Source organism: Bradyrhizobium sp. USDA 3262 (genome assembly GCF_054060035.1).
In genome coordinates, this window is the sequence record NZ_JBSSCT010000001.1 from 8,456,491 (window position 1) to 8,480,231 (window position 23,741).

A 23,741-nucleotide genomic window follows, 5' to 3' on the forward strand; every position below is an offset into this window, starting at 1 on the left:
CCAAACGCGCGCCGATCAGGTCTGGGGATTGCGCCAGACGATGTCGCGGATCGCGATCTGCTTCGGGATCAGGCCGAGCTTGAAGAAGCGGTCGGCGACGCCCTGCTGGGTCGCGATGATGTCGTCGGTCACGGGTCCGACCGAGAAGCCCGCCCGCTTCGCAGCGATGGTCTGGATATCGAGCGGCACGCCGGTGACGGCGGCGAGCGATTTGGCGACCTCATCGGGATGCGCCTGCGCCCATGCCGCGCTCGACGTCGTGACATCGACGATCTGCTGCAGGATCGCGCCGCGATTGCGGGCGAAGTCGCGGTTGGCGATGTAGAACGAGTTGGTCTTGGTGATGTCGCGCGTCTTGACCAGAATGCGGCCGTTCTGCTTGGTCTCGGCGATCGCGAAATACGGATCCCAGATCGCCCAGGCATCGATGCCGCCATTGGCGAAAGCGGGGCCGGCGTCCGGCGGCGTCAGATAAACCGGCGTGATGTCGTCATAGGTGAGCCCGGCCTTCTCCAGCGTCTGGATCACGACGTTATGGGCGCTCGATCCCTTGGTAAAGCCAACGCGCTTGCCTTTGAGATCGGCGATTGACGTGATCGCCGAATTCTGCGGCACCAGGATGCCGGAGCCGTTGATGATGGGCTGGGCCGCGGCATAGACGATGGCCGCGCCCGCGGCCTGCGCGAAGATCGGCGGGGAATCGCCGACCGCGCCGTAATCGACGCTGCCGACATTCATCGCTTCCATCATCGGCGGGCCCGAGGAGAACTCGACCCATTTCACGCTGATGCCCTGCGGCTTGAAATGATTTTCCAAGGCCTCGCGCTGCCGCGTGATAACGAGCACGCCGTTCTTCTGATAGCCGATACGAATTTCCTTCGCGTCCGCCTGCGCCTGCGCACCGCGTGACAGCGCAGCGGCGGCGGCTGTGACGAGCGACAGCTGGAGGAACTCACGACGCTTCATTCCAAGACTCTCCTGACGATCAAGCGCGCCATCGCGCTGCACGATCATGCGATGTCAGGATGATGGGGCGCGCGAATGAAGCTGTCGAGCACCGCACAAAAATAGCGATGCCAGCACTTCGGTGCTGGCATCGCGCGTGCCGTTTCTTTTAAGGCACGGATCGCATGTAGCGAATTATTTTCCTCACGGAAACGCGAGGTCGCTGTACAGAAGCGTTTTCGAGCGAAGTGGGTACCGGTTCGCGTGAAGAAAACGCGTCCAACAAGAATCTGGAGCATCGGCTCTGATCATCAGAGCCGGTGCTCCAGCAATCGATCAGCCCGCAGCTGCTGCCTTCGAGCCGACATTGACCGCTAGTTTACCATAGCGGTCCGTGAACGCCTGGGTGTCGATCTCCTCGAGCTGGATCGAGCCTTCCAGCACGCCCTTCTTCCAGGCATCGTGCTCGGGATCGTGCTGGAACTCCGGCATCACTTCCTTGGCGAACAGCTCGAGCGACTCGCAGATGTGCTCATGCGTGTTCTTGCCGGCCTGGTTGAGCAGGATCACCTGATCGATATGCGAGGAACGGAAGCGCCGCAGCTTTTTGCGCAAGGTCTCGGGCGAGCCGATCAGGCCGCCGCGCAGCGCGGCCTCCTGCGCCTCCGGATTGTCGCGCTTCCACTTGTTGTACTCGTCCCACATGTTGACGGTGCCGGGCGCCGGCCGCTGCCGGTTCTGTGCCTGGCCGTAATAGCGCAGCGCGAACTGGAAGAAGGTCGCGCCGTCGGCGCGCCTGCGGGCTTCCTCGTCGGTCTTCGCGCACATGAAGAACGAGACCAGCGCCATGTTCGGATTGATCTCGTAGTCGGCGAGCTTCTTCAGCCGCTTGGTGATCGCGTTGTAATAGGCGTGCACCCAGGCATGCGCCGCCTCGGCGCTGACGAACTGAAAGCCGAGCGCGCCAAACCCGTTCTGCCCGGCGCGTTCGATGGTCGGCAATTGCGAGCACGCCATCCAGAGCGGCGGATGCGGCTTCTGCACCGGCTTCGGCACGACATTGCGCAAGGGTATATCGAAATAGTTGCCGTGATGCTCGGTGCCGACCTTGGTGAACATCGGGAAGATCGCTTGCACGGCTTCCTCGAACACCTCGCGCTTGGTCTCCATGTCGCGGCCGAACGGCGTCAGCTCGGTGATCGAGGCGCTCTCGCCCATGCCGAACTCGCAGCGGCCGTTGCTCAAGAGATCGAGCACCGCGACCCGCTCGGCGACGCGGGCGGGATGATTGGTGGTGAGCTGGAAGATGCCGTGGCCGAGCCGGATGTTCTTGGTGCGCTGGCTCGCGGCGGCAAGGAAGGATTCCGGCGCCGGCGAGTGCGAATATTCCTCGAGGAAGTGGTGCTCCACGACCCAGGCATAGTCGTAGGCGAGCCGGTCGGCGGTTTCCAGTTGCGTCAGCGCGTTCTGGTAGAGCCTGAGCTCGTCGCCGTCGTTCCAGGGGCGCGGCAATTGCAGCTCGTAAAAGATGCCGAATTTCATGGAGTCACTCCCAAGGTCGCTTGCTCGACCACTTGTCGTGGTCCCGACCGCTTGTTGTTTTGGGGCAGTCTAGTGGCGCCCCGGATCAAGTCTAGCCTCGGGGGCGAAACCCCAATTCCGCGCAGCGGGAGATGGCTTGATCGGAACGCATGAATGTTTAGCTTGTGCTGGCCTGAGTCGCGGCGCTATCGGTCGCGCGCTCACTCTTCCGAAAGCTCATGACCACCTTCACGCCGCATCAGGACACTGCGCTGAAAGCCGTCGCCGACTGGCTGAAGGCCAAGCCCGGCCAGAACGGCACGCCGCCGGTGTTCCGCCTGTTCGGCTATGCCGGAACCGGCAAGACCACGCTCGCCCGGCACATCGCCGAAGGCGTCGACGGCGAGGTGAAGTTCGCGGCCTTCACCGGCAAGGCGGCGCTCGTCATGCGCAACAAGGGCTGCGACAGCGCCTCCACGATCCATTCCCTGATCTACCGCGCCCGCGAGTCCGGCGTCGAGCAGCCGAGCTTCGAGCTCTGGGACGACGCGCCGGCATCAAAGGCGAAGCTGATCGTGATCGACGAGTGCTCGATGGTCGATGCCGAGCTCGGCCGCGATTTGATGTCGTTCGACTGCCCGCTGCTGGTGCTCGGCGATCCCGCGCAATTGCCGCCGATCCAGGGCGGCGGCTTCTTCACCGATGCCGAGCCCGACGCGATGCTGACCGAGGTGCATCGCCAGGCGCAGGACGATCCGATCGTGCGGATGTCGATGGATATCCGCGAGGGCCGCGAGCTCGAGATCGGCCGCCACGGCGAGAGCGAGGTGGTCTCGCGCAAGGAGCTCGATCCGGACCGCGTGATGAGCGCCGACCAGGTGCTGGTCGGCCGTAACAACACCCGCCGCGCCTACAACATGCGGGTGCGGCAGCGGCAGAACATCGAGGATCCGCTGCCGGTTGCCGGCGACAAGCTGGTCTGTCTGCGCAACAACCGCAAGAAGGGCCTGTTCAACGGCGGGCTGTGGCGGGTCAAGGCGCGCGCGCAGTCGAAATCCAAGATCATCACCATGCGCGTGATGCCGGACGAGGATTTCGGCTACAAGGTCACCAAGGTCTCGGTGCGCGGCGAATGCTTCGACGGCGGCGTCGAGGGCGTGCCGTGGGAGCAGCGCAAGCCCTATGACGAGTTCGACTACGGCTATGTGCTGACCGTGCACAAGTCGCAGGGCTCGCAATGGGACGACGTCGTGCTGTTCGACGAGAGTTTTGCGTTCCAGGACTCGCGCGCGCGGTGGCTCTACACGGGGATCACGCGGGCGGCGAAAAGATTGAGTATCGTCGTTTGAGGTTGTCATTCCGGGATGGTCCGAAGGACCAGACCCGGAATCTCGAGATTCTCGGTGCGCAATTGCGCACCTGAGGGTTCGATGCTTTCGCATCGCCCCGGAATGACGTTCTCCTTCTCACGAAACCGTGTGGCCGGCGCCGTAACAAAACGCCCCCTCGCCCGTATTTTGAAGCGTCGGAGCCGCCCGGCCTGATTGGCCAATGGCGGCTCCCGCTCTAGACTGGCCCCGCTTGCGATCCCACGAGGAACCCATGCCCAAAAGCTCCCTCAGCCGCCTCTCGCTGTGCGCCGCCGCGATCGGCGCGCTGGCCGTCACAGCTTTTGCCGTTGCGCCCTCGCTTGCCGCCGAGGACGCCGTAATCATCCCGTCGCCGGCCGCGAGCGCGCCGGAATCCGGCATCAAGACCGCGGTGCTGGCCGGCGGCTGCTTCTGGGGTGTGCAGGGCGTGTTCCAGCACACCGCCGGCATCGTCAGCGCGGTGTCCGGCTACTCCGGCGGCAGCAAGGCAAACGCCGATTACGAGAAGGTCTCGACCGGTACGACCGGCCATGCGGAATCGGTCGAGATCAAGTACGACCCGCAGAAGATCTCCTACGGCAAGATCCTGCAGATCTTCTTCTCCGTCGTGCACGACCCGACCCAGCTGAATCGGCAGGGCCCAGATTCCGGCACGCAATATCGCTCGGCGATCTTCACCACCAGCGACGAGCAGAAGAAGGTCGCGGACGCCTATATCGCCCAGCTCAACGCCGCCAAGGTCTACAAGAAGCCGATCGTCACCAAGGTCGGCGCGCTGGAGGCGTTCTATCCGGCGGAGGGCTACCACCAGGACTATCTGACGCTGCACCCGAACCAGCCCTATATTGCCTATAACGACATCCCGAAGGTCGAGAACCTGAAGAAGATCTTCGCGGAGAACTACATCGAGAAGCCGACGCTGGTGGGCAGCACCAAGGTCACCAACTGAGCATCTCGCAAAGGAGGTTGAATGTCCGATACCAAGACCGACGGCAAGGTCCGCAAGAGCGAGGCCGAGTGGCGCAAGGAATTGACGCCGATGCAGTACGCCGTGCTGCGCGAGAAAGCGACCGAGCGGCCCTTCACCGGCGAATACGAGCATGATCCCCGCAAGGGCACCTATGTCTGCGCCGGCTGCGGGCAGACGCTGTTCGAATCCGACCAGAAGTTCGATTCCGGCTGCGGCTGGCCGAGCTTCTCCAAGCCCTCCGCCGAGAGCCATGTCGACGAGGAGCGCGACATGAGCCACGGCATGATCCGCACCGAGGTGCTGTGCTCGAAATGCGACGGCCATCTCGGCCACGTCTTCAACGACGGCCCCGGCCCGACCGGCCTGCGCTACTGCATCAACTCGGCGGCGCTGAAGCTCGACGAGAAGAAGTAACGGCGCTCACCGCGCCGCGCCCCACGCGACCAACAGGCCGGTCGCGTGGGGCTTTGTTTTGGCTCCGGCCCCCCGCAACATCCTCGTGATCGGCTGACGGCCTTAACGACTCGCAGGCCGGAATGTGCTTTGCTTGGTGTTCGCGGGGCCGTAGGCGTCTCGCCGTGCGGCTGCCGCCTGTTCTGAGGAGGGCGCCATGTCGCTTGGACTGATCCTCATCATCCTTCTGCTGATTATCCTGCTGGGCGGCTATAGCGGCCGAATCCGCGGCTATGGCTATGGCCTCGGCCACTCCGGAATGGGCCTTTTCGGGGTGATTTTGATCGTGGTCGCGATCCTGGCCTGGCTCGACAAGATTTGAGAGCCATAAGTAATTGTAACAAAAGGACTTATCTGGCCGGTGCCCGTGCTATGCGCGGATTCAGCATGTGCCCTGTCAGGGGCTCTTCTGGGGTCGCATTTTTGTCAAAGAGGCCTATATTAGGGGTCGAAATGACATGTACGGCGCGCCGCCGATAATAGGCCGCCGTCCCCCAAAATCCCTTTCGCAACGCCAACTGAAAAGAACACAAGAGGTCGTCGACCATGCGTCCCCTGCGTCCGTTCAACTATAACACATCCGCCGAACTGTTCCCCGCCGCGATCCGCAAGAAGAAGCGGGCGGGTTTCGCCTACCGCCGTTTCGGCACCGCTGCCGAGGCCGTGCAGTTCGCGATGGAGCAGCTGCCGGCGGACTCGCTGAACGGCGCCTATCTCCAGGTCGAGGAAGCCCGTTTCGACCAGAACGGCATCCGCTCGCTCTATGAGAGCGAGGCCTTCCCGCTGCCGCGTCGTCCGCGCCCGGCCGCCAGCCAGACCGACGCTGACGCCGCATAAGCTTTCTGCTCTTCGCTCAACGAAAAGCCCTCGGATCGATCCGGGGGCTTTTGTTTTGGGAGTTAAAATCTCGGCTGCTTGTCGAGCCAGCGCCGCAGCATCCGCACATTGCGGATATTGGCGCGGAACATGACGTCGAAGGCATCGCCCGCCACCGGCACCATGCCGATCACGCCGTCGACGGCGACGTTGGCGAGCATCCGCGCGGTGATGTGCCAGGGCGCGCCCAGCAACCGGGCCTCGCGCACCAGCCACAGCGAGATCGCGGTGGTGATGATATCGCCGACCACGGGGATCAGGCCGATCAGCCCGTCGATGCCGTAGCGCACATTGGTGCCCGGCACGATGAAGGCGACGTCGAGCAGCTTTGCGATCATCTCCAGCCGCTGTAGCCGCTCCTCGCGGGTCAGATTGCCGAACGGATTGGCGGTGGAGTTGCGGAAGTCGAACTGGAAGCCTTCCTGAAAGGCTCCCTGAAAACCTTGGAACTGCGGATGCAGCGGGCCGTCGGCGAGCTCGCGCCCGTCCTGGTCGATGACCTTGCTGCGCGCCTGCGCGCCGCCAAAAGGCGGCCGCGATCTCGCGGCGTGGGGCGTGAAGATGTCGTCCTCGGGCATGGCCATCACATGGTAACGCAGGCAGGCGGTTCAAGTTGCGTCACATTACCACTATGTCACCTTCAAGGCCTGTCACCTCGAGGCTCTGCCGTGCTCGCGTTCAGTAGACGCCCTTGTTCATGGTTCTAAGGCGCTGCGCCAGCGTCCGCATGACCTTCAGGGCAAAATGCGGCGTCTGGCTCACGAGGAAGAGAAACTGCTTTTCCGAGACCGGGACGAGCTCGACATCCGTGAGCGCCGTGGCGGTTGCGCTCCTCGGCTCGTTGTCGATCAACGCCATCTCGCCAAAAATCGTGTCGGGCGCCAGGTCCGCCATGGTCTTGTTGCCGACCTGAATGCGCACATAGCCGCTCTTGATCACGAAGAGCTCGTTGGCCTGCTCGCCCTCGCGAAAGATCACGCCGCCGGCTCGGACCAGGCGCGTTTCGATACTGTTGCCCGTCAGAAGGCTGAAGCTTGCATCTGCCACTCGAAATTCCTTTCCCCGAATCCGGACGCAGATCCCGTACGTCCCGGTCGTCTGCAGCGACGGCTGAAATAAATGCGCGAACACAGAATAGAGCAGGCCCGAGATCGGCATCGCCACTACCCCGGGCGGCCGCGGGTCGCGAGGACGACGCGGGCATGACATTGGGACTACGTTTGCGTGACGATGATATGACAGTTATGTGAAGCGCGCTGGCCCTCCGGCCGTCTCGTGCGCTGACAAGACTACCGCAATGGGTGATCTATTCCGCGCCGTGCGTTGAGCGCGGCCCTGTCCGATCCCGATGCGATCATTCGCCGTTGGGCCAGACGTCGCCGGTCACGATTTCTGCTTTTCCCTTGGTAATGGGTAGGCGCCTAGTGCTGCGAAGCCGGCTGCGCCGGCGCGTGCAGCTCTTCGGCATATTTGTGCGCCAGCCAGGACGTGATCACGCCCGGGATGAAGCCGACCATTCCGTACAGGATGAACTGCACCGCGCCGCTCTCGGAGCCGTGCGAGGCGTAGGTCAACGCCGCGCCAACGAACGCCACCGCGCCGACGAGCAGCATCCGCACCACCGGCGCGATCCGCTTCACATGCATCAGGATGTCGTCGATCGCACCGAACATCAGCGACGGCACGATGCCGAACAGATAATTGTACTGCAGCGACTTCACGAACACGACGAGCAGCTTGGTCACCTCGCCGCCACTGGTCTCGGTCCAGTAGCCGGACTGATAGGTGGTCATGAGCAGCAGCAGGAAGCCGCCGATGAACGGCCCGATGGCTGCGAAGATCAGATAGCGTTTCATGGCGTGCCCCTGCCGACGTCAGCCAAGTGTAACGCGGTCGCGCGACGGTTCTAGGGAAAAATCGAAAGCCGCGGCGGTGTTCCGGAGCGCTGCGCGTCGAATGCGCTGCAACAGCCGCAGATCTTGCTGCGATACGGAATCGCCCGGACGAAGCCGGGCGATGACATTGCTGGCAACCGAGGCGAGAGCTAAGGCCGCTACTCACCCCACGCCGCGAACGCCTCGTTGAACGCTCGCTCGCCGGGGGCGCCCTTTTCGATCGCGATGATGGCGCGGCGCTGGTTGGTGTAGACCAGCGGCACGTCGAACCACGAGCGCTCCTTCAAGAGTTGCAGGTTGCGCGAGCGGTCGGCGTCGACATTGGAGAGGCCGACCAAGAAGAAGCCGTCGGTGACCTTGACCGCGAGCCCGGCCAGCGGCGTGCCGCGCGCCTGCTCGTTCGACTTCATCAGGATGCCCGGCACGTTGCCGACGCCGCCATTGGCGAAATCCTGCGGCAGGATGAAGGTCAATTCCGCGGTATGGCTCGCCGGCAGCGATGAATCGGTGTTGCGGCGGAACGACATCGTCATCTTGAACTTGCGATCGGGGATGTCGATGTCGGCGCGCACGGCGATGTCGGGCTTCTGGTTGCCCGATCCCTTGACCTGCTCGGTGCGCCAGACCACCGAACCGACATACTGCTTGCCCTTCGGATCCGACGGATCCTCGTCATACAGCACCACGCGCTGCGCCACCGGGGCGACCGTCTCGCCCGACGACGAGGGCTGGCCGACGCGGTCGGTGATCTTCTTGCTGGCAGGCGTCGACGCGGCATCCTTCGGCGCCTCGACCGGGGCCGAGGATTTGAACAGGCTGCTGACAAGGGTCATGGCCTGCTGCCGGAACAGGATGCCGGTGCCGACCAGGATCAGCAGGATGCCGATCACGATCGCGGTCTTGAACGGGAACATCGACCCGACGCGCGGCGGCTTCTTCGGCTCGCGCTCGCCGTTGCCGGCCCGCGACCGCTGCGGCGGCGGCCCCTGCGGCGGCTGCGGGGTGTAGCGCTCGGCCTCCTCGATCGACTCGTCGTAGGAATACGGCGCCTCGGGATCGCCGCCGCGATTCTCCAGGCTCGGCTCGAGCCGGTCGAATTCCGGAGAGGGCGACGGCACGTTGGCGTAGGTCTTGCGCGCGTTGCGGCTGGCTTGCGCCGCGGCACGGCCGAGATCGTCGGCGTCGGCGGTGATGTCGCGGAAGCCGCGCACGCCCGGCGCGGCCGGCGGCACCGGCGGCGGCGCGCCTTCCGGTCCGCGGCGGGGCGGGCCCGGTCGGGCCGGCGGCGCCTGGGTCTCGGGACCGGGCGGGTTCTGCGGCCGCGGCGGGGCCGGCGGCGGCGCGTCGGGGCGCAAACTGCGCGGCGGACGGGGGTCGGCCGGGGGCCGCGGGCGCGCGGCAGTGTCGGCGGGACCGGGCTCGGGCGGCCGGGCATTGGCGCGGCTGCCGCGGGCAGCGGCCGCGCCACCGGGACGCGAGGCCTCGCGGGCGCGCTGCGCGGCTTCGGACTCGACCTTGCGAACCGCCTCCTCCAGCGACAGCCGTTCGCGGGTGATCTCGGATTCGGAGAGCGGCGGCTGCACGCCGCGAAGCTGCTGGATCAACGCCGTTCGCGCCCGCGCATACAGCGCACGGCGGGCTTCGCCGGGGGCGTTGGGGTCCAATCCGGCGATGGCGCGGGCGATCAGCGGGTAGTAGTCAGCCATTTCCACACAATTGGAGGGATATAGGTAATATCCCGTTAAGCCTCGAACGGATTCTGTACCAGAATAGTATCTTCACGCTCCGGGCTGGTGGACAGCAGGGCGATCGGACACCCCACCAGTTCCTCGACCCGGCGAACGTATTTGATGGCCTGGGCCGGCAGGTCCGCCCACGACCGCGCATTGGCCGTCGGCTGCTTCCAGCCCTCGATGATCTCATAGATCGGCTCGACCCGGGCCTGTGCGCCCTCGCCCGCCGGCAGATGGTCGATTTCCTTGCCGTCGAGCTTGTAGCCGATGCAGACCTTGATGCTGTCGAACCCGTCGAGAATATCGAGCTTGGTCAGCGCCAGCCCGGCAATTCCGCAGGTACGGACAGTCTGTCGCACCAGCATGGCATCGAACCAGCCGACCCGGCGCTTGCGCCCGGTATTGACGCCGAATTCCTTGCCGCGACGGCCGATTTCCTCGCCGATCTCGTCGTTCAGCTCGGTCGGGAACGGCCCCTGGCCGACCCGGGTGGTGTAGGCCTTGCAGATGCCCAGCACATAGCCGACCGCGCCCGGGCCGAGGCCGGTGCCGGTCGCGGCCTGCGCCGCCACAGTGTTGGACGACGTCACATAGGGATAGGTGCCGTGGTCGACGTCGAGCAGCGCGCCCTGCGCGCCCTCGAACAGGATGCGCTTGCCCTCGCGGCGCTTGAGGTCCAGGAGCCGCCACACCGTCTCGGCATAGGGCAACAGCTTCGGCGCCATCGCCGACAGCTCGCTCAGGATGCTCTTGCCGTCGATCTCCGCGAGGTTGAGGCCGCGGCGCAGCGCATTGTGATGCGCCAGCAGGCGTTCGATCTTGTGCGGCAGGGTGTCGAGGTCGGCGAGGTCCATCAGGCGGATGGCGCGGCGGCCGACCTTGTCCTCATAGGCCGGGCCGATGCCGCGGCGGGTGGTGCCGATCGAGGTGATGGCGTTACCGGATTCGCGCAAGGCGTCGAGCTCGCGATGCAGCGGCAGGATCAGCGTGACGTTCTCGGCGATCCGCAGATTGTCCGGTCCGACCGCGACGCCCTGCCCCTTCAGCTTGGCGACTTCGTCGAGGAAGGCCTGCGGATCGAACACCACGCCATTGCCGATCACCGCGAGCTTGTTCGGGCGCAGCACGCCGGAGGGCAGCAACGCCAGCTTGTAGGTCTCGCCATTGATCACGAGCGTATGGCCGGCATTGTGGCCGCCCTGGAAGCGCACGACGATGTCGGCCTGTTCCGACAGCCAGTCGACGATCTTGCCCTTCCCTTCGTCACCCCATTGGGCGCCGACGACGACAACATTGGCCATTGCGAAGATGTTCCCTTCAGGTGTTTTCAGACCATGATCGCGGCGAAAACGCGTCCGCCCACAGCGACCTGCATTGATATGCCCAGCCTAAATCGCGGCGCCCGGCCGCGCGCACGCAAGGCGCCTACCGGATAAAGGAAGCGGATCGGCTGCGCAAGCAAGAAGGGGCCCGTTTACGCCTTTTAGACGACCTACAACCCTTTGATATCCCCATTAAATTCCATGCTGCGCCCGGCCGCGCCGGGCTGGCGGGAATTTAATGTTACGGCAACGTGACGCCAGACGTGCTGCGGATTGATCGCAGCTCTTATTACGGCGATCATTCACCTAGATTAACCGGCAGGGTCCATGCCCAATTCGACACAAGCGACGATGGCGCTGCGCAAGCTGGGCATTGCCTTCAAGCTTCACACCTATGTCTACGATTCCAGCGCCGAGAGCATCGGGCTGCAAGCGGCCGAGGCGCTCGGCGTCGACCCGAATCGCATGCTCAAGACACTGATGGCGGAGGTCGACGGCAAGCCGGTCTGCGCCGTGGTGCCGTCCGACTGCGAGGTCAGCATGAAGAAGCTTGCCGCCGCCCTCGGCGGCAAGTCGGCCAAGATGATGCGCCCGGCCGACGCCGAACGGCTGACCGGCTATCATGTCGGCGGCATCAGCCCGTTCGGCCAGAAGAAGAAGGTCCCGACCGCGATCGACGAGACCGCCCTCACCCACGTCACGGTCTTCGTCAATGGCGGCCAGCGCGGCCTGCAGATCGAGATCGATCCGAACGACGCCGCGCTTGCCGCCGGCGCCATGATGAAGCCGCTGGTGGCGACGCAGGACTGAACCTACGCAAGACTGAACCTGCGCGAGACTGATCCTATGCAAGACTGATCCGAAGACCGGTCGCCGCGATCAGTGCGAGGATTTGTCCCTCATGAACTCCGCGCCGACGAAGTCGGACAGACCGGATAATTCCTCCGCCGTAATATCGTTGACGTTGAGCCGCAGCTGCATGATCGCGAGGTCGAGCAGGTGCGCGGCGAAGCTTGCGCCGGCCGCCCTCACGATGCTGCGCTGCTCGATCAGGACAGCGATGACGTCGCGCAAACTGCGCACTTGCACTTGATCCATGGCCCTTTGCCCGGCGCTGGCCGTTGTTAGCTGAGTTGTCATTGGGATACCGATTGTAGTGTGCTGATGGACGCCGCACCCACGGATGGGATGTACGGCAGATGCTCGGCTTCGTCGCCGAGATGCGGGATGCGCGAGCGCGTCTCGCGGATTTCGACGTCGATGGTCATCGGCGGGGGAATCAGCGTCACCGAGGCTTTCGGCCACGGCGCCGGATTCGGGCTGACGCCGGTGAAGCGATAGGCCGCGGCGATCTCGAGCGCGAGCAGTTGCAGCTCGAGCATCGCAACCCCCATCCCGGCGCAGGCGCGCGGGCCGGCGCCGAACGGGATGTAGGCGTCGGTGTTGTAGCGCCGCGTCATCAGGAAACGGTCCGGATCCTCGAAATGCCTGGGATCGCGCTGCAGCTGCCAGGGGCAGATCAACAGCGAGGTGCCGACCTTGAGATCGCGCCCGCCGATCGTCACCGGCTGCATCACCTCGCGCGAGAACCACCAGGCGCTGGGATAGAGCCGGCAGACCTCCTTGACCAGCGTCGCGCTCAGGTTGGCGCGCTTCACCGCGTCAAGTCGCAGCTCGCCGTCGTCGCCGAGGCACTCCGCCGCCTCGTCGGCAATCTCGTCCATCAGGGCGGGATCGGCAGCCATCTGGTAGAACATCCACGCCGCAGTCGAACCTGTGGTGTGATGGCCGGCCAGCAGCAATGTCAGGATCTCGTCCTCGAGGTCGCGATCGGTCAGGCCGAGCGCCTCGAGATCGCGCAGCGCGCTGCTCGAGCCCGCCTTGCGGCGCAGGCGCTGCACCACCGTCGACATCGCAAGCTTGGCACAGACCCGGTTCTTGTGCCGCCGATACCAGGCCACCGGACCGAACGGCAACGCGCGGAACATCTCTTCCGCCAGATCGTCCTCGATCGCGCCCACCGCCTGAACCAGGGCTTCCTCGTCGCCGGACGACATCACCTGGGAGCCGAAGATCGCGACGCAGATCGTCCGCAGCGCCAGCATCGCGGTGACATGGTGCGGATCGAACGATCCGAGCCGCGCCAGGCTGGCGCCGACCGCGCGGATCTCGGCGCACATATGCGGCAGGAATTTCTCGACGCTGCCCTTGGCCATGTGCTTCTGCAGCACCGCCCGCCGCCGCTTGTGCTCCTCGCCGCTCAGCATCAGCGAGCTGCGGCCGAGCACCGGCGAAAGCTTCTTGATCAGCTTGCCCTTTCCGATGTCGGTCTCCGGCGCCTTCAGGATCGGGCGCAGCAGATCCGGATCGTTCACCAGGAAGACGGGCGCAGGACCGAGCCGCAGCGGCACCAGCCCCAGCGCGGACTCGTTGCCGCGCGTCAACAGCAGACGCAGCGGATCACGCTGGAATGCTCGAACGTCCGAGAACATGTGAGGCATCGTGGATCTCCAATTGCCGTCCAAGGTCGAGGAATTTGGTCAGGCCGGGATTGGCGGCGAGACCGAGCGGGATTTCTCCGGCGAGCGCCGTCAGCGGGCGGCCCATGCGATCATTGCCGATCACCTGCGGCGGGCCGTAGCGGCGGGTGCGGATGTCCATGCGGGTGAGAAAACGCTCATAGGAAAGGTCGGCCAGCGCCACCAGCGCCTTCGCTCCGCGCAGCTCCGCGAAGCGGAACATCAGCGCGTAGTTCACGCGCGCAGTCTGCGACCGCGCGACACCAGGCAACACGCCGAAGCGGCTGATCTCCCAGGCATCGCGACGGCTCGGAAAGCGGCGCACCGCAAGCTGCGGGAAGACCGACGCGGTGAGGTAGGGATAATCGGTGCGGATCGCCCGGAAGCCGCCGACGAGCTCGACGCCGGAGAACAACAGGCAGTGCTCGGTATACCAGCAGTCGAACTGATCGCGTTCGGCATCCCCAACCGTGGTCAGAAGCCAGCCGCAATGATCGACGAACAGGCGTTTGCGCAGCCGCAACATCGCACCGACATGCGCCGGATCAAGCTCTTCCCTGGTGATGAGTGCATGATAGCCGTCCAATAAATGCGGCATTATCCCTTCCTCCAAATGCGGAACATCTGGAACGAAAGGGGTTAACTGTGGTACCCCCGGAAACCGGGGGTTTTAGTAATGGGCCTGGTAGACGCGATTTCGACCATCGAGGCGTCGGATACCATCGACGAGCTCAGCTCGTCATTGCATCGCGTTGTCCAGAATTACGGCTTCTCGGGCTTTGCCTTTGTCGATGCCGGCCGGCCCGACCTCGACCTGCCCTATCATATCGGCACATTTCCCGACGCCTGGAAGCGGGCCTATGTGCAGAACGAGTTCGTTCATGCCGATCCGGCGCTGGCGCGGTCACGACGCACCAACACGCCGTTCAGCTGGAGCAGCCTGAAGCTGCCTGAGCGAAGCGGACGCAGGCGACCGCCCGAGGTCAAGACGATGGACGCCGCCCGGGAGTTCGGATTCAAGGACGGCTTCGTCGTGCCGTTCCACTATCGCGACCGGCTCGGCGCCGTGCATTCGAGCTCGACGGTGTTCTTCTGGGAAGACGAGCGGCGCGACTTCGACAAGCTGTTCGTCTGCCATCGCCATGAACTGCATCTGTTGATGATCTACTGGGTGCAGCGGGCGATGGATATCGTCAACCGCGACCAGCGCAACGCGCCGACCATCCTCAAGCCCGCGGACGCCGCCGAGACCATCAAGCTCACCGGGCGGGAAAAGGAAGTGATCGCCTGGGCAGCGCGCGGCAAGACCGTGGCCGACACCGCGCAGATCCTCGGCATTTCGCCGGAGACGGTGGAAGGCTTCATCAAGCAGGCGCTGCGCAAGCTCGAGGCATCCAACAAGACCCACGGGGTGGCCAAGAGCATCGCGCTCGGGATCATCGATTTGTGAGCGGCGCCGCGCAGCCATGGCGGAGCTGCCGCCATGCCGACCGCATCGCCCTGCCAGGACCAAACACCGCGATCTGTGGCGCGGTCACACACGGGTTGGGTTCATCTTCCCGGTCGCCCCCTGATTGCATTCGCGCACGGTCTTGATAATAAGGCCAGGGCCGGATGACGCTGACACGCGCATCCCAGACCAGGGTGCGCACTCCGGTGCCCGTCCGGCGCGACTGCCCGGCTGGCGTAGAGACGCGGATCATCCTGCACGTTGCCCGGTACGGCAGGACCCGTTGTCCAGCCGCATGATCCGTAGAAGTCCCATCGCGACGAACCGCTGGTTCATTTGCTACCAACTTTCGTAGCGGAAATGCTGTCCACGGACCGAGCTGGAGATGGTCTGAACGCATCATGAGCACATCACAGGACGACCAGATCGACCAATTGGTGCAGGCGCGCTGGCGCGCAATCGGGCTGTCGCAGGCGGATCTCGCCGCGATCCTGTGCGCCGGCGCCTCCCTGCAAAAGAACGGCGTCGACGGCACGGTGAAAATCGACACCGGTCGCCTGGCGACCGTAGCCGAGATGCTCGGAATCGCCGCCGACATCCTCAATCGCCGGCCGGTGACGGCAGCGCCGACGCAAGCCGGGCAGACGGCGGAATCGCTGCAGTCCCTGCTCGAACTGCGCATGCTGCGGGTGTTTCGCGACGTGCAGGACCCCGACACCAAGCGGATCCTGATCGAGCTTGCCGAGCAGATCGTCAAGCGCCAGACCACGCCGCCGGAGACCGGCTAAGGCGGGATAAGTCTTGGTTGAATCGGCTTGGCGGGATCTCGGTTCACCTCTCCCCGTTGGGGAGAGGTCGGATTGCGAAGCAATCCGGGTGAGGGTTCTTGCTCTCTCCATAGAGCGTAACCCCTCACCCGATTTGCTGCGCAAATCGACCTCTCCCAAGGGAGAGGTGAACTTCCGATGCCGCCAACCTTGTCTCATCAGGCCTTAGAGGCGCACGCCGGCCCGAGCAAAGCGCCGTCATGCTGCCTTGGTGAAGGGGTCTTCGCGCATGGTCGCGATGCGTCTATCCCCATTGATGGAATGGCGGAATCCGTGTCTGTGATCCGAGCCGGGGAGATCCATACCGGCCCGGCGGTGCCAGCCGGGCAGGCCGCGGCGTCGTGAACCCGGGCCCTCTTTATGTCTGCCTCCGATTCCACCACATCAACGCCTGCGGCGGGCTCCTGGATCGCCAACCAGCCCTATCTGCTGCTCTGCATCACCGCGACGTGCTGGGCCGGCAATGCGATCGTCGGCCGCCTCGCCGCCGGCCACATTCCGCCGGTGACGCTGTCGTTCCTGCGCTGGTCGGCGGCATTCCTGATCATCCTGCCGTTTGCCTGGAAACACCTCGTCCGCGACTGGCCCGTGATCCGCAACAATCTCGGCATCATGGTGCTGATGTCGATCACCGGCATCAGCGCCTTCAACACGCTGCAATACTGGGCGCTGGAGCACACCCAGGCGCTCAACACGCTGCTGCTGCAATCCGCGGCACCGCTGGTGGTCGCGCTGTGGTCGCTGATCCTGCTCGGCGCACGGCTGACGCTGGCGCAATTGTTCGGCGTGCTGCTGTCGCTCGCCGGCGTGCTGGTGATCCTGCTGCACGGCGATCTCACGACGCTGTCGAAGATCGAATTCAACAAGGGCGATCTGATCTTCATCGTCGCGTTGGTGATCTTCGCGCTGTATTCGGTGCTGACCCTGAAGCGGCCCAAAATCCACGGCCTGTCGGTCGCCGCCTTCACCTTCGGCTGCGGCGCGCTGGTCCTGATCCCGCTCTACATCTGGGAACTCGGCGCGCGTCCGATGATGCAGCTCACGATCAACAATCTGCTGTCGCTGTTCTATGTCGCGGTGTTCCCCTCGACACTGGCCTATCTGTGCTTCAACCGCGGTGTGCAGCTGATCGGTGCCAACCGGGCCGCACCGTTCTTCCACATGGTTCCGGTGTTCGGCACCATCATGTCGATCGTGTTCATCGGCGAGCATCCGCAGGCCTTCCATTTCATCGGCTTCGCGCTGGTGCTGGCCGGCGTCTTCGCGGCGTCGCGGAAGCAGAGTGCGTAATTCTCCTCTCCCTCTCCCCGTTCTTACGGGGAGAGGGAGAGGTGGGGTCAGGTGCGGTGACTATCGGCGGCAAATCCGCTATCTGTGGAAGTCTGCTTCGCAGACGGGTTTTACGCATGGCGCGCGCCAGCAATCTCTTGATCGGCACCCTGACGCTGGCCCTGATCGCCGGCTCGCTCGGCGGCTGGCTGGGCTATCAGCGCTATGCCGGCATCAAGCGGATGGTGCCGTTCCGCGTCATCTTCGAGGGCTCGGCCTCCGGCCTGCGCCGCGGCGGCAGCGTCAACTTTGCCGGCGTGCGGATCGGCGAGGTGGTCTCGATCAGGCTCGACCGGCACCGCGTGGTGGCGATGACGCGGATCGAGGGCAACGCCCCGATCAAGAAGGACACCCAGGCCGGCCTCGAATTCCAGGGCCTGACCGGAATCGCCTCGATCTCCTTCACCGGCGGCACCGACGATGCGCCGCCGCCGACGCTCGGCGCCGACGGCATTCCCGAGCTGACGGCCGACGCCGAAGGCACGATGGGAATCCAGGAGAAGCTGCGGGTCGCGCTGCGCAATGTCGACCGCGTCATCAGCGAGAACGAGGCTGACATCAAGGACTCGCTGCTCGGGCTCGAGAACTTCACCAACTCGCTGTCCGGCAATGGCGAGCTGATCGCCGGCTTCATCGACGCCGCCGACGACGGGATCAGCGCGGTCGACGCCAAGATGACCGCGGCCGACAAGTTCCTGAAGAGCTTCGGCAGCGACAAATATGGCGGCGAGCTGCTGCCGACCGTGATCTCGCTGCGCGAGCTGATCCAGAGCTTCGACAAGAAATCCGGCGCCATGATCGCCGAGACCCGCAAGACGCTCAGCGACGTCAACCAGTCCGTCAACAAGTTCAACGAGAAATTTGTCGGGCCCGCCGGCAGGCGCTAGTCTGGCCTTCCGACCAAGAACCAAGAACAACGGAAACGCTCAACGTGCACGACCGGACCGCAGCCCCCTCTCCGCCTCCCGCAACCGTGAACCGTGCCACGCCTGCCGTGCCGCGGCATCTGCGGCGCTACCTCACGCTCGACGATTTCGAGCCGCAGGCACGCAGGCTGCTGCCGAAATTCCTCTACGGCTACATCTCCGGCGGCGCCGAGACCGATATGGCCCGCACCGACAATCGCCGGGCGTTCGAGGAATACGGCTTCGTGCCGCGGGTGCTGCAGGACGTCTCCGGCCGCGACCAGTCCACGACGCTGTTCGGCAAGAGCTACGCCTCGCCGTTCGGCATTCCGCCGATGGGCTCCTCTGCGCTGTGCGCCTATCGCGGCGATATCGTGCTGACGCGCGCCGCGGCTGCCGCCAACATCCCGATGATCCTCTCGGCCTCCTCGCTGATCACGCTGGAGGACGTTCGCGCCGCCAATCCTTCGGCCTGGTACCAGGCCTATCTCGCCGGCCTCCCCGAGCGGATCGAGCCGCTGGTCGATCGCGTCGCCGCCGCCGGCTACGACACCTTCGTTGTCACCGCCGACGTGCCGGTGCCGCCCAACCGCGAGAACAACATCCGCAACGGCTTTCAGGTGCCGCTCGAGATCACGCCGCGGGTGTTCTGGGACACCATCACCCATCCCGACTGGCTGCTCAACACCTGGGCGCGCACCGTGTTCAATCACGGCATGCCGCATTTCGAGAACATGGACGCCAAGCAGGGCCCGCCGGTGCTGTCCAAGAACCTGATGCGCAACATTGGCAGCCGCGACCAGCTGGCCTGGAAGCATGTCGAGCTGATCCGCAAGCGCTGGCGCGGCAAGCTCGTGGTCAAGGGACTGATCTCGCCGGAAGACGCCAGGCTGGCGCGCGAGCATGGCTGCGACGGCGTGATGGTCTCCAACCATGGCGGCCGCCAGCTCGACTACACCGTCGCCGGCTTGCGCACGCTGCCGGAGATCGCGGCGCAGAAGGGCAACATGACCGTGATGGTCGATGGCGGCATCCGCCGCGGCACCGACGTGATCAAGGCGCTGGCGCTCGGTGCTGATTTCGTCTGGGTCGGCCGGCCGTTCCTCTATGCCGCCGTGGTCGCCGGCGAGGCCGGTGTGGCGCGCGCGATCTCGCTCCTGCATGCCGAGATCGACCGCGATCTCGCGCTGCTCGGCATCCGCAGCCTGAAGGAGATCACCCCGGACCTGGTGCGGAAGTTCTGAGACGATTGCATCCGCAACGGGACTACGTCCCCTCTCCCGCTAGCGGGCAGGGCTATCGCATTTCGTGGCGGTGCCCTCGTGGCCATCCTTCGAGATGCCCGCCTTCGGCGGGCTCCTCAGGATGAGGTCTTGTTTTGCGGCACAATAGTAGACCCTCATGGTGAGGAGCGCCGCTTGCGGCGCGTCTCGAACCACGAGGCCGAGTTACCTCCGCAGCCGCCGAAGGCGGCATATGCGATAGCCCTGCCCGCAAGCGGGAGAGGTAGGAAACCATCACGCATAGCGCGCCGCGCCCATGCACAGCGCGGTGACCGCGAGCAGGGCGGCGGCGATGCGGTGGGCAACCGCCAGCCGCGAGCGCGCGGCTGACGTATCGCCGACATCATTGCGCAGCTGCCGGACCGCGCCGCCGCCGACGATGATCTGCACGGCGATCGCGGCCAGTGCTGCGATCGCGCCACCGGCCAAAATCTGCTCCGACAGCCCGAACGAGCCTTCGTGAACCAGGCGCCAGAGCGTGGCGCCGGTCACGACCGCGACCGTCGCGGCGCCGATTTGCGGAAACAGCAGCTTTTCGCCGCCGAGGCCGCCGGTGCGCGCGAGGGTGAAGCTCGAGCCGGCCCAAAACACCGATGACAGGACGTGAAGGGACAGCGCTATGATGAGGGCGGTCTGCATGTTGTCGCTCCAAACGGGCATTGGAAATTAGATATACATAATGTATAGTCAATCTGACGAAAGCAAGGCAAACCGATGCCGCCGCGCAGCTATGTGAGCCCGGCGCGCAGCGCCGCCGCCGCCGAGACCCGCGAGCGTGTGATCGAGGCCGCCTCGCGCACATTGCGCGAGGACAGCATCGCGCGCTTCTCGTTGGATACGGTGGCGAAGGCGGCCGGCGTGACCCGGCTGACCGTCTACAACCAGTTCGGCTCGCGGCGCGGGCTGCTCGAGGCCGTGTTCGACGAGATCGCGCGCCATGGCGGGCTGCATCAGCTCGTCGACGCCATGACGATGGCCGATCCGCGCGCCGCGCTCGACCGGATGGTCGAGATCTTCTGCGGATTCTGGAGCCGGGATTCCGCGGTCGGCCGGCTGCACGACGCGATGGCGACCGATCCCGAATTCGCCGAGGCCGTGCGCGAGCGCAACGAGCGCCGCCGCCGCGGCGTCACCGCATTGATCGACCGGATCGCGAGCAAGCATGCATCGCCGCAGGCGCGCAAGGACGCGGTCGACCTGATCTTCGCGCTAACGAGCTATCCGACCTTCGCGTCACTGAGCGCGGGGCGGTCGGGGGATGAGGTCTGCCGTGTCGTGCAGAGCGCCTGCCACGCGGCGCTTGCGCCGCTCGCGCCGCTTTCAGACCCGTCATCCTGAGAGAATGTGCATGTATTCAGCGTCGTCCTGGCGAAAGCCAGGACCCATTACCCCAACCGCTTGTTGTTGTGCGACGCTGGAGCCACGATCGCACTCTCAATCGAATTCGGTGGTTATGGGTCCTGGCTTTCGCCAGGACGACAGCGGGGGGAGGCCGCTCGCTACAATTCTCACCCCGTCATCCCCGCGCAAAGGCTTCGCCTTTGTCGCAGGAGGCGCGAGCCTTGCGGCGCAATTGCGCCGCTGGGCGAGCCTCGAAGGATGAATCGGCCACAGCCGGGCCGTCGACCCTTCGAGACGCGCTTCGCGCTCCTCAGGGTGACGGGAGAAGAGAAGTACCTCACCCCACCTTGAACTTGCTGTAGGCCTCGCGCGTCGCGATGATGACGTGCTCCTCGCAGCCGTTGCGGCGGTGCGGGTCGCAGCGGTCTTCGTAGTCGGCCGAGGTCATCATGTCGATGAAGGCGGCGACGCTCGGGTAGTAGACCAGCGCGAGATAATCCCAGCGCTGGCCGGCCGGCTCGCCCAGCGCGACAGTCTCGGCGCTGCCGGTCCACAGCAGCGTGCCGCCGCGCGCCTTGATCATGGGTACGGTGAGAGCGCTGTAGCGCAAATAGGCATCCCAGCCCGAGCCGTCGCCGTCGAGCGACCGCGCGCGAAACCGCATCAGATTGACCATGACGACCGGCGCCTCGCGGTCCAGCTCGTTCAGGCCTTTGACGTTCAAGAGATCGACACCCATCACCCGCTCCCGCCCACGGCACATCGGTCCGGCCGCAACGATTATGTCACATCGCGGGACTAGCCTGAAATACCGCCGGGCCGTAAGCTCAGGCCAGCTCTCGGAGGTCAAGGCCGTGATGACCCTTCCAGAACTAGCGGCCGACGCGCTCGGCAAATTCCTCGGCGAGTACATGCAGCGCCGGTTCGGCTCTTCGCAGACCCAGCTGGTCGAAATGGTGCCCTCGATCGCCCGGATCGCGCTCGAATGCATCGGCAACAGCGACGCGCTCTATCACAATGTCGAGCACACCATGCTGGTGACGCTGGCCGGCCACGACATCCTGCGCGGCCGCGCGCTGCACTCGCACATGAGCGCCGAAGATTATGCCCACGTCATCATCGCCTGCCTCACCCATGACATCGGCTATGTGCGCGGGCTGTTCGAGGCCGACGGCCAGGACGGCTATCTGGTCGCTGCCGACGGCCGCAAGATCATCCTGCCGCGCGGCTCGTCGGATGCCGCGCTGATGTCCTACCACGTCGACCGCTCCAAGATCTTCGTGATGGAGCGGCTCAAGGGCGTCACCCTGCTCGACAAGGAGCGCATCGCGCGCGCCATCGAGGGCACGCGCTTTCCGCTCAGCGCCCCTGACGACGATGAGGATTTTGGCGAGGAGGCCACCTTGCTGCGGGCCGCCGATTTGATCGGGCAGCTCGGCGATCCCCACTACATCCGCAAGGCCAACGCGCTGTACCTCGAATTCGAGGAGGCCGGACTGAACCGCCAGCTCGGCTACAATTCGCCGGCCGATCTCGTCGACCTCTATCCGCGGTTCTACTGGGACAGCGTCGCACCGCACGTGCAGAAGGCGATCCGCCACCTCAACATCACCTCGAGCGGACGGCAATGGATCGCCAATCTCTACAGCAACGTGTTTCGCGCCGAGCGCGACATCTCGCTGTCGGGGCCGCAGAAATAGGCCGGGATGCAGCGCAATCTCTCCCCTCGTCGTCCCGGCGAAAGCCGGGACCCATAACCACAGAGTCGAGTTGTTGGAAAGGCTGTGGCCCCAGCGTCGCGCAACAATGACCTTCGGTGGTTATGGGTCCCGGCTTTCGCCGGGACGACATCGAGTATGTTGCGTCATCGACAGGCATACATTCACGGTCTCTCAGGATGACGGGTTCTGCTATTCCACGGCAATGACGTCTCCGGCGGTGTGGCTCCCTCGCCAGATTGTAGCCTCGCACGCATGGCTCCAATCCGCTCTTTCGTCTTGTCGCGGCAGCGGATTCGGGCACAACATCCGCCCAATAATGACCGCCTTGCCCGCACCTGCCACAACGCCACGCCGCTCGCCGCTCAGCTGGCTCAATAACCAGCCCTATCTGCTGCTCAGCCTGACGTCGCTGTTCTGGGCCGCCAACATCGTGCTGGCGCGGCATGTCGGCAGCCATGTGCCGCCGGTCACGCTGACCACGATCCGCTGGTTCGGCGTCTTCCTGATCCTGTTGCCGTTCGCCTGGCCGCACCTGAAACAGGACTGGCCGAAGCTGCGAAGCGCCCTGCCGCTGATGCTGCTGTTGTCCGCGGTCGGCTTCGCCTTCAACAACGCGATCTCATACTGGGCGATGCAGTACACCGAGGCGTTGAATGCGCTGTTGATCCAGTCGGCGGGGCCGCTGTTCGTGGCGCTGTGGTCGCTGATCCTGTTCGGCGTGCGGCTGACGCCGGCGCAGCTGGCCGGCATCGCGATCTCGCTGGCCGGTGTGCTGACCATCATCCTGCGCGGCGACTTCTCCGCGCTCGCCGGCATCAGCTTCAACCGGGGCGACATCATGTTCGGCGCCTCGCTGGTGTCGTTCGGACTCTATTCGGCGCTGATCCCGCGGCGGCCGAAAATCCATCAGCTCTCGCTGATCTCGTTCACCACCTGCTGCGGTGCGCTGATGCTGCTGCCGGTGGCGGCCTGGGAATTCTTAAGCGGCGTGACGCTAAAGCTCGACCTCCTGACCTTTGCCACGCTGGGCTACACGCTGATCTTCCCGTCCACGCTCGCCTATCTGTTCTTCAACCGCGGCGTTGCGCTGATCGGCCCGAACCGCGCCGCGCCGTTCTTCCATCTGGTGCCGGTGTTCGGCTCGGCGATGGCGATCGTGCTGCTCGGCGAGACGCTCGCGCCGTTCCATTTGATCGGCTACGCGCTGGTGCTCGCCGGCGTCATCATCGCCTCACGGCAAGGTTCCGCCAAAGGCTCCGCGAAGCCTGGCTGACGCCGAGA

Annotated in this window: 27 protein-coding genes; 14 read left to right on the plus strand and 13 right to left on the minus strand. The window is 64.9% G+C overall.

Features of this window, described 5'->3' with window-relative positions; all coding sequences use genetic code 11:
• Positions 1-15: 15 nt before the first annotated feature.
• Genes ACVWYP_RS40015 through ACVWYP_RS40025 form a run of 3 tightly spaced genes read right to left on the minus strand, consistent with a single transcriptional unit; the run spans position 16 to position 2,487 of the window.
• Complete coding sequence (locus tag ACVWYP_RS40015; protein ID WP_038382278.1) at positions 16-966, minus strand: sulfonate ABC transporter substrate-binding protein; 951 nt, start codon at positions 964-966, stop codon at positions 16-18.
• Between the two features lie 44 nt (positions 967-1,010).
• A complete protein-coding gene (locus ACVWYP_RS40020; RefSeq protein WP_304497124.1) occupies positions 1,011-1,244 on the minus strand; it encodes a hypothetical protein in 234 nt (77 codons plus the stop codon).
• 37 nt (positions 1,245-1,281) lie between these two features.
• Positions 1,282-2,487, minus strand: coding sequence for an LLM class flavin-dependent oxidoreductase (locus ACVWYP_RS40025; protein WP_304497125.1), 1,206 nt, complete (start codon positions 2,485-2,487; stop codon positions 1,282-1,284).
• A gap of 218 nt (positions 2,488-2,705) precedes the next feature.
• Here ACVWYP_RS40025 and ACVWYP_RS40030 point away from each other — a divergent pair, with 218 nt between their 5' ends.
• From ACVWYP_RS40030 to ACVWYP_RS40050, 5 genes are all read left to right on the plus strand, one after another.
• Positions 2,706-3,815, plus strand: a complete 1,110-nt coding sequence (locus tag ACVWYP_RS40030) for an ATP-dependent DNA helicase (RefSeq protein WP_038382266.1) — start codon at positions 2,706-2,708, stop codon at positions 3,813-3,815.
• A gap of 253 nt (positions 3,816-4,068) precedes the next feature.
• Complete coding sequence (msrA, locus tag ACVWYP_RS40035; RefSeq protein ID WP_304497126.1) at positions 4,069-4,785, plus strand: peptide-methionine (S)-S-oxide reductase MsrA; 717 nt, start codon at positions 4,069-4,071, stop codon at positions 4,783-4,785.
• A gap of 21 nt (positions 4,786-4,806) precedes the next feature.
• Positions 4,807-5,220 carry a peptide-methionine (R)-S-oxide reductase MsrB gene (gene msrB / locus ACVWYP_RS40040; RefSeq protein ID WP_304497127.1) on the plus strand — a complete coding sequence of 138 codons (414 nt, stop codon included), beginning with the start codon at positions 4,807-4,809 and terminating at the stop codon, positions 5,218-5,220.
• Positions 5,221-5,416: 196 nt separating this feature from the next.
• On the plus strand, positions 5,417-5,581 hold the full coding sequence (locus ACVWYP_RS40045; protein ID WP_016844323.1) for a DUF3309 family protein: 165 nt from the start codon (positions 5,417-5,419) through the stop codon (positions 5,579-5,581).
• Between the two features lie 224 nt (positions 5,582-5,805).
• A complete protein-coding gene (locus tag ACVWYP_RS40050) occupies positions 5,806-6,096 on the plus strand; it encodes a hypothetical protein (protein WP_016844322.1) in 291 nt (96 codons plus the stop codon).
• 62 nt (positions 6,097-6,158) lie between these two features.
• On the opposite strand, the gene ACVWYP_RS40055 is transcribed toward ACVWYP_RS40050, so the two are convergent.
• From ACVWYP_RS40055 to ACVWYP_RS40075, 5 genes are all read right to left on the minus strand, one after another.
• On the minus strand, positions 6,159-6,719 hold the full coding sequence (locus ACVWYP_RS40055) for a DUF4112 domain-containing protein (protein WP_304497128.1): 561 nt from the start codon (positions 6,717-6,719) through the stop codon (positions 6,159-6,161).
• 94 nt (positions 6,720-6,813) lie between these two features.
• Positions 6,814-7,293: a Crp/Fnr family transcriptional regulator gene (locus tag ACVWYP_RS40060; RefSeq protein WP_016844320.1), complete on the minus strand. Its 480-nt coding sequence runs from the start codon at positions 7,291-7,293 to the stop codon at positions 6,814-6,816.
• 263 nt (positions 7,294-7,556) lie between these two features.
• The gene (locus ACVWYP_RS40065) at positions 7,557-7,991 is read right to left on the minus strand and encodes a DUF5413 family protein (RefSeq protein ID WP_038382276.1); all 435 of its coding nucleotides are present in this window, start codon (positions 7,989-7,991) and stop codon (positions 7,557-7,559) included.
• A 197-nt stretch (positions 7,992-8,188) separates the two neighbouring features.
• The gene (locus ACVWYP_RS40070) at positions 8,189-9,736 is read right to left on the minus strand and encodes a hypothetical protein (protein WP_304497129.1); all 1,548 of its coding nucleotides are present in this window, start codon (positions 9,734-9,736) and stop codon (positions 8,189-8,191) included.
• A gap of 35 nt (positions 9,737-9,771) precedes the next feature.
• Positions 9,772-11,064, minus strand: coding sequence for an adenylosuccinate synthase (locus ACVWYP_RS40075; RefSeq protein WP_253590922.1), 1,293 nt, complete (start codon positions 11,062-11,064; stop codon positions 9,772-9,774).
• 348 nt (positions 11,065-11,412) lie between these two features.
• On the opposite strand from ACVWYP_RS40075, the gene ybaK reads away from it, so the two are divergent.
• Positions 11,413-11,895 (plus strand): Cys-tRNA(Pro) deacylase, encoded by a 483-nt coding sequence (ybaK, locus tag ACVWYP_RS40080; protein ID WP_304497130.1) that lies wholly within the window; start codon positions 11,413-11,415, stop codon positions 11,893-11,895.
• A 69-nt stretch (positions 11,896-11,964) separates the two neighbouring features.
• Here the strand turns inward: ybaK and ACVWYP_RS40085 are convergent, their stop codons facing one another.
• From ACVWYP_RS40085 to ACVWYP_RS40095, 3 genes are read right to left on the minus strand one after another with little or no spacing between them, the layout of a single operon-like run.
• Positions 11,965-12,183: a hypothetical protein gene (locus tag ACVWYP_RS40085; RefSeq protein WP_016842680.1), complete on the minus strand. Its 219-nt coding sequence runs from the start codon at positions 12,181-12,183 to the stop codon at positions 11,965-11,967.
• A gap of 38 nt (positions 12,184-12,221) precedes the next feature.
• Positions 12,222-13,586: a cytochrome P450 gene (locus tag ACVWYP_RS40090; RefSeq protein WP_304497131.1), complete on the minus strand. Its 1,365-nt coding sequence runs from the start codon at positions 13,584-13,586 to the stop codon at positions 12,222-12,224.
• On the minus strand, positions 13,546-14,202 hold the full coding sequence (locus tag ACVWYP_RS40095) for an acyl-homoserine-lactone synthase (protein WP_051448079.1): 657 nt from the start codon (positions 14,200-14,202) through the stop codon (positions 13,546-13,548). The genes ACVWYP_RS40090 and ACVWYP_RS40095 overlap by 41 nt, the downstream gene beginning before the upstream one ends.
• A 78-nt stretch (positions 14,203-14,280) precedes the next feature.
• Between ACVWYP_RS40095 and ACVWYP_RS40100 the strand changes: the two genes are divergently transcribed.
• The 5 genes from ACVWYP_RS40100 to ACVWYP_RS40120 all read left to right on the plus strand — a co-directional run bounded on the left by ACVWYP_RS40100 (position 14,281) and on the right by ACVWYP_RS40120 (position 19,359).
• Positions 14,281-15,054 (plus strand): helix-turn-helix transcriptional regulator, encoded by a 774-nt coding sequence (locus ACVWYP_RS40100; protein WP_304497132.1) that lies wholly within the window; start codon positions 14,281-14,283, stop codon positions 15,052-15,054.
• A gap of 401 nt (positions 15,055-15,455) precedes the next feature.
• Positions 15,456-15,842 carry a hypothetical protein gene (locus ACVWYP_RS40105; RefSeq protein ID WP_283068129.1) on the plus strand — a complete coding sequence of 129 codons (387 nt, stop codon included), beginning with the start codon at positions 15,456-15,458 and terminating at the stop codon, positions 15,840-15,842.
• A gap of 399 nt (positions 15,843-16,241) precedes the next feature.
• The gene (locus ACVWYP_RS40110; protein WP_304497133.1) at positions 16,242-17,171 is read left to right on the plus strand and encodes a DMT family transporter; all 930 of its coding nucleotides are present in this window, start codon (positions 16,242-16,244) and stop codon (positions 17,169-17,171) included.
• 116 nt (positions 17,172-17,287) lie between these two features.
• On the plus strand, positions 17,288-18,097 hold the full coding sequence (locus ACVWYP_RS40115) for an MlaD family protein (RefSeq protein ID WP_028343501.1): 810 nt from the start codon (positions 17,288-17,290) through the stop codon (positions 18,095-18,097).
• A gap of 107 nt (positions 18,098-18,204) precedes the next feature.
• Positions 18,205-19,359 carry an alpha-hydroxy acid oxidase gene (locus ACVWYP_RS40120; RefSeq protein ID WP_304500397.1) on the plus strand — a complete coding sequence of 385 codons (1,155 nt, stop codon included), beginning with the start codon at positions 18,205-18,207 and terminating at the stop codon, positions 19,357-19,359.
• Between the two features lie 273 nt (positions 19,360-19,632).
• Here the strand turns inward: ACVWYP_RS40120 and ACVWYP_RS40125 are convergent, their stop codons facing one another.
• Entirely contained in the window at positions 19,633-20,037 is a 405-nt protein-coding gene (locus ACVWYP_RS40125) for a hypothetical protein (protein ID WP_304497134.1), read from the minus strand.
• A gap of 75 nt (positions 20,038-20,112) precedes the next feature.
• Here ACVWYP_RS40125 and ACVWYP_RS40130 point away from each other — a divergent pair, with 75 nt between their 5' ends.
• Complete coding sequence (locus ACVWYP_RS40130; RefSeq protein ID WP_304497135.1) at positions 20,113-20,736, plus strand: TetR/AcrR family transcriptional regulator; 624 nt, start codon at positions 20,113-20,115, stop codon at positions 20,734-20,736.
• A gap of 340 nt (positions 20,737-21,076) precedes the next feature.
• Here the strand turns inward: ACVWYP_RS40130 and ACVWYP_RS40135 are convergent, their stop codons facing one another.
• Positions 21,077-21,478 carry a DUF1330 domain-containing protein gene (locus ACVWYP_RS40135; protein WP_028333485.1) on the minus strand — a complete coding sequence of 134 codons (402 nt, stop codon included), beginning with the start codon at positions 21,476-21,478 and terminating at the stop codon, positions 21,077-21,079.
• 115 nt (positions 21,479-21,593) lie between these two features.
• Here ACVWYP_RS40135 and ACVWYP_RS40140 point away from each other — a divergent pair, with 115 nt between their 5' ends.
• Positions 21,594-22,439: a metal-dependent phosphohydrolase gene (locus ACVWYP_RS40140; protein ID WP_304497136.1), complete on the plus strand. Its 846-nt coding sequence runs from the start codon at positions 21,594-21,596 to the stop codon at positions 22,437-22,439.
• 337 nt (positions 22,440-22,776) lie between these two features.
• Positions 22,777-23,733, plus strand: a complete 957-nt coding sequence (locus tag ACVWYP_RS40145) for a DMT family transporter (protein WP_304497137.1) — start codon at positions 22,777-22,779, stop codon at positions 23,731-23,733.
• The last annotated feature ends 8 nt before the right edge of the window (positions 23,734-23,741 follow it).

Excerpts from the sequence above, each read along its gene's own strand:
- ACVWYP_RS40015 (WP_038382278.1), bottom strand. The coding sequence starts at position 966 with ATGAAGCGTCGTGAGTTCCTCCAGCTGTCGCTCGTCACAGCCGCCGCC.
- ACVWYP_RS40020 (WP_304497124.1), bottom strand. The coding sequence starts at position 1,244 with ATGCTCCAGATTCTTGTTGGACGCGTTTTCTTCACGCGAACCGGTACC.
- ACVWYP_RS40025 (WP_304497125.1), bottom strand. The coding sequence starts at position 2,487 with ATGAAATTCGGCATCTTTTACGAGCTGCAATTGCCGCGCCCCTGGAAC.
- ACVWYP_RS40030 (WP_038382266.1), top strand. The coding sequence starts at position 2,706 with ATGACCACCTTCACGCCGCATCAGGACACTGCGCTGAAAGCCGTCGCC.
- msrA (WP_304497126.1), top strand. The coding sequence starts at position 4,069 with ATGCCCAAAAGCTCCCTCAGCCGCCTCTCGCTGTGCGCCGCCGCGATC.
- msrB (WP_304497127.1), top strand. The coding sequence starts at position 4,807 with ATGTCCGATACCAAGACCGACGGCAAGGTCCGCAAGAGCGAGGCCGAG.
- ACVWYP_RS40045 (WP_016844323.1), top strand. The coding sequence starts at position 5,417 with ATGTCGCTTGGACTGATCCTCATCATCCTTCTGCTGATTATCCTGCTG.
- ACVWYP_RS40050 (WP_016844322.1), top strand. The coding sequence starts at position 5,806 with ATGCGTCCCCTGCGTCCGTTCAACTATAACACATCCGCCGAACTGTTC.
- ACVWYP_RS40055 (WP_304497128.1), bottom strand. The coding sequence starts at position 6,719 with ATGGCCATGCCCGAGGACGACATCTTCACGCCCCACGCCGCGAGATCG.
- ACVWYP_RS40060 (WP_016844320.1), bottom strand. The coding sequence starts at position 7,293 with ATGCCGATCTCGGGCCTGCTCTATTCTGTGTTCGCGCATTTATTTCAG.
- ACVWYP_RS40065 (WP_038382276.1), bottom strand. The coding sequence starts at position 7,991 with ATGAAACGCTATCTGATCTTCGCAGCCATCGGGCCGTTCATCGGCGGC.
- ACVWYP_RS40070 (WP_304497129.1), bottom strand. The coding sequence starts at position 9,736 with ATGGCTGACTACTACCCGCTGATCGCCCGCGCCATCGCCGGATTGGAC.
- ACVWYP_RS40075 (WP_253590922.1), bottom strand. The coding sequence starts at position 11,064 with ATGGCCAATGTTGTCGTCGTCGGCGCCCAATGGGGTGACGAAGGGAAG.
- ybaK (WP_304497130.1), top strand. The coding sequence starts at position 11,413 with ATGCCCAATTCGACACAAGCGACGATGGCGCTGCGCAAGCTGGGCATT.
- ACVWYP_RS40085 (WP_016842680.1), bottom strand. The coding sequence starts at position 12,183 with ATGGATCAAGTGCAAGTGCGCAGTTTGCGCGACGTCATCGCTGTCCTG.
- ACVWYP_RS40090 (WP_304497131.1), bottom strand. The coding sequence starts at position 13,586 with ATGCCTCACATGTTCTCGGACGTTCGAGCATTCCAGCGTGATCCGCTG.
- ACVWYP_RS40095 (WP_051448079.1), bottom strand. The coding sequence starts at position 14,202 with ATGCCGCATTTATTGGACGGCTATCATGCACTCATCACCAGGGAAGAG.
- ACVWYP_RS40100 (WP_304497132.1), top strand. The coding sequence starts at position 14,281 with ATGGGCCTGGTAGACGCGATTTCGACCATCGAGGCGTCGGATACCATC.
- ACVWYP_RS40105 (WP_283068129.1), top strand. The coding sequence starts at position 15,456 with ATGAGCACATCACAGGACGACCAGATCGACCAATTGGTGCAGGCGCGC.
- ACVWYP_RS40110 (WP_304497133.1), top strand. The coding sequence starts at position 16,242 with ATGTCTGCCTCCGATTCCACCACATCAACGCCTGCGGCGGGCTCCTGG.
- ACVWYP_RS40115 (WP_028343501.1), top strand. The coding sequence starts at position 17,288 with ATGGCGCGCGCCAGCAATCTCTTGATCGGCACCCTGACGCTGGCCCTG.
- ACVWYP_RS40125 (WP_304497134.1), bottom strand. The coding sequence starts at position 20,037 with ATGCAGACCGCCCTCATCATAGCGCTGTCCCTTCACGTCCTGTCATCG.
- ACVWYP_RS40130 (WP_304497135.1), top strand. The coding sequence starts at position 20,113 with ATGCCGCCGCGCAGCTATGTGAGCCCGGCGCGCAGCGCCGCCGCCGCC.
- ACVWYP_RS40135 (WP_028333485.1), bottom strand. The coding sequence starts at position 21,478 with ATGGGTGTCGATCTCTTGAACGTCAAAGGCCTGAACGAGCTGGACCGC.
- ACVWYP_RS40145 (WP_304497137.1), top strand. The coding sequence starts at position 22,777 with ATGACCGCCTTGCCCGCACCTGCCACAACGCCACGCCGCTCGCCGCTC.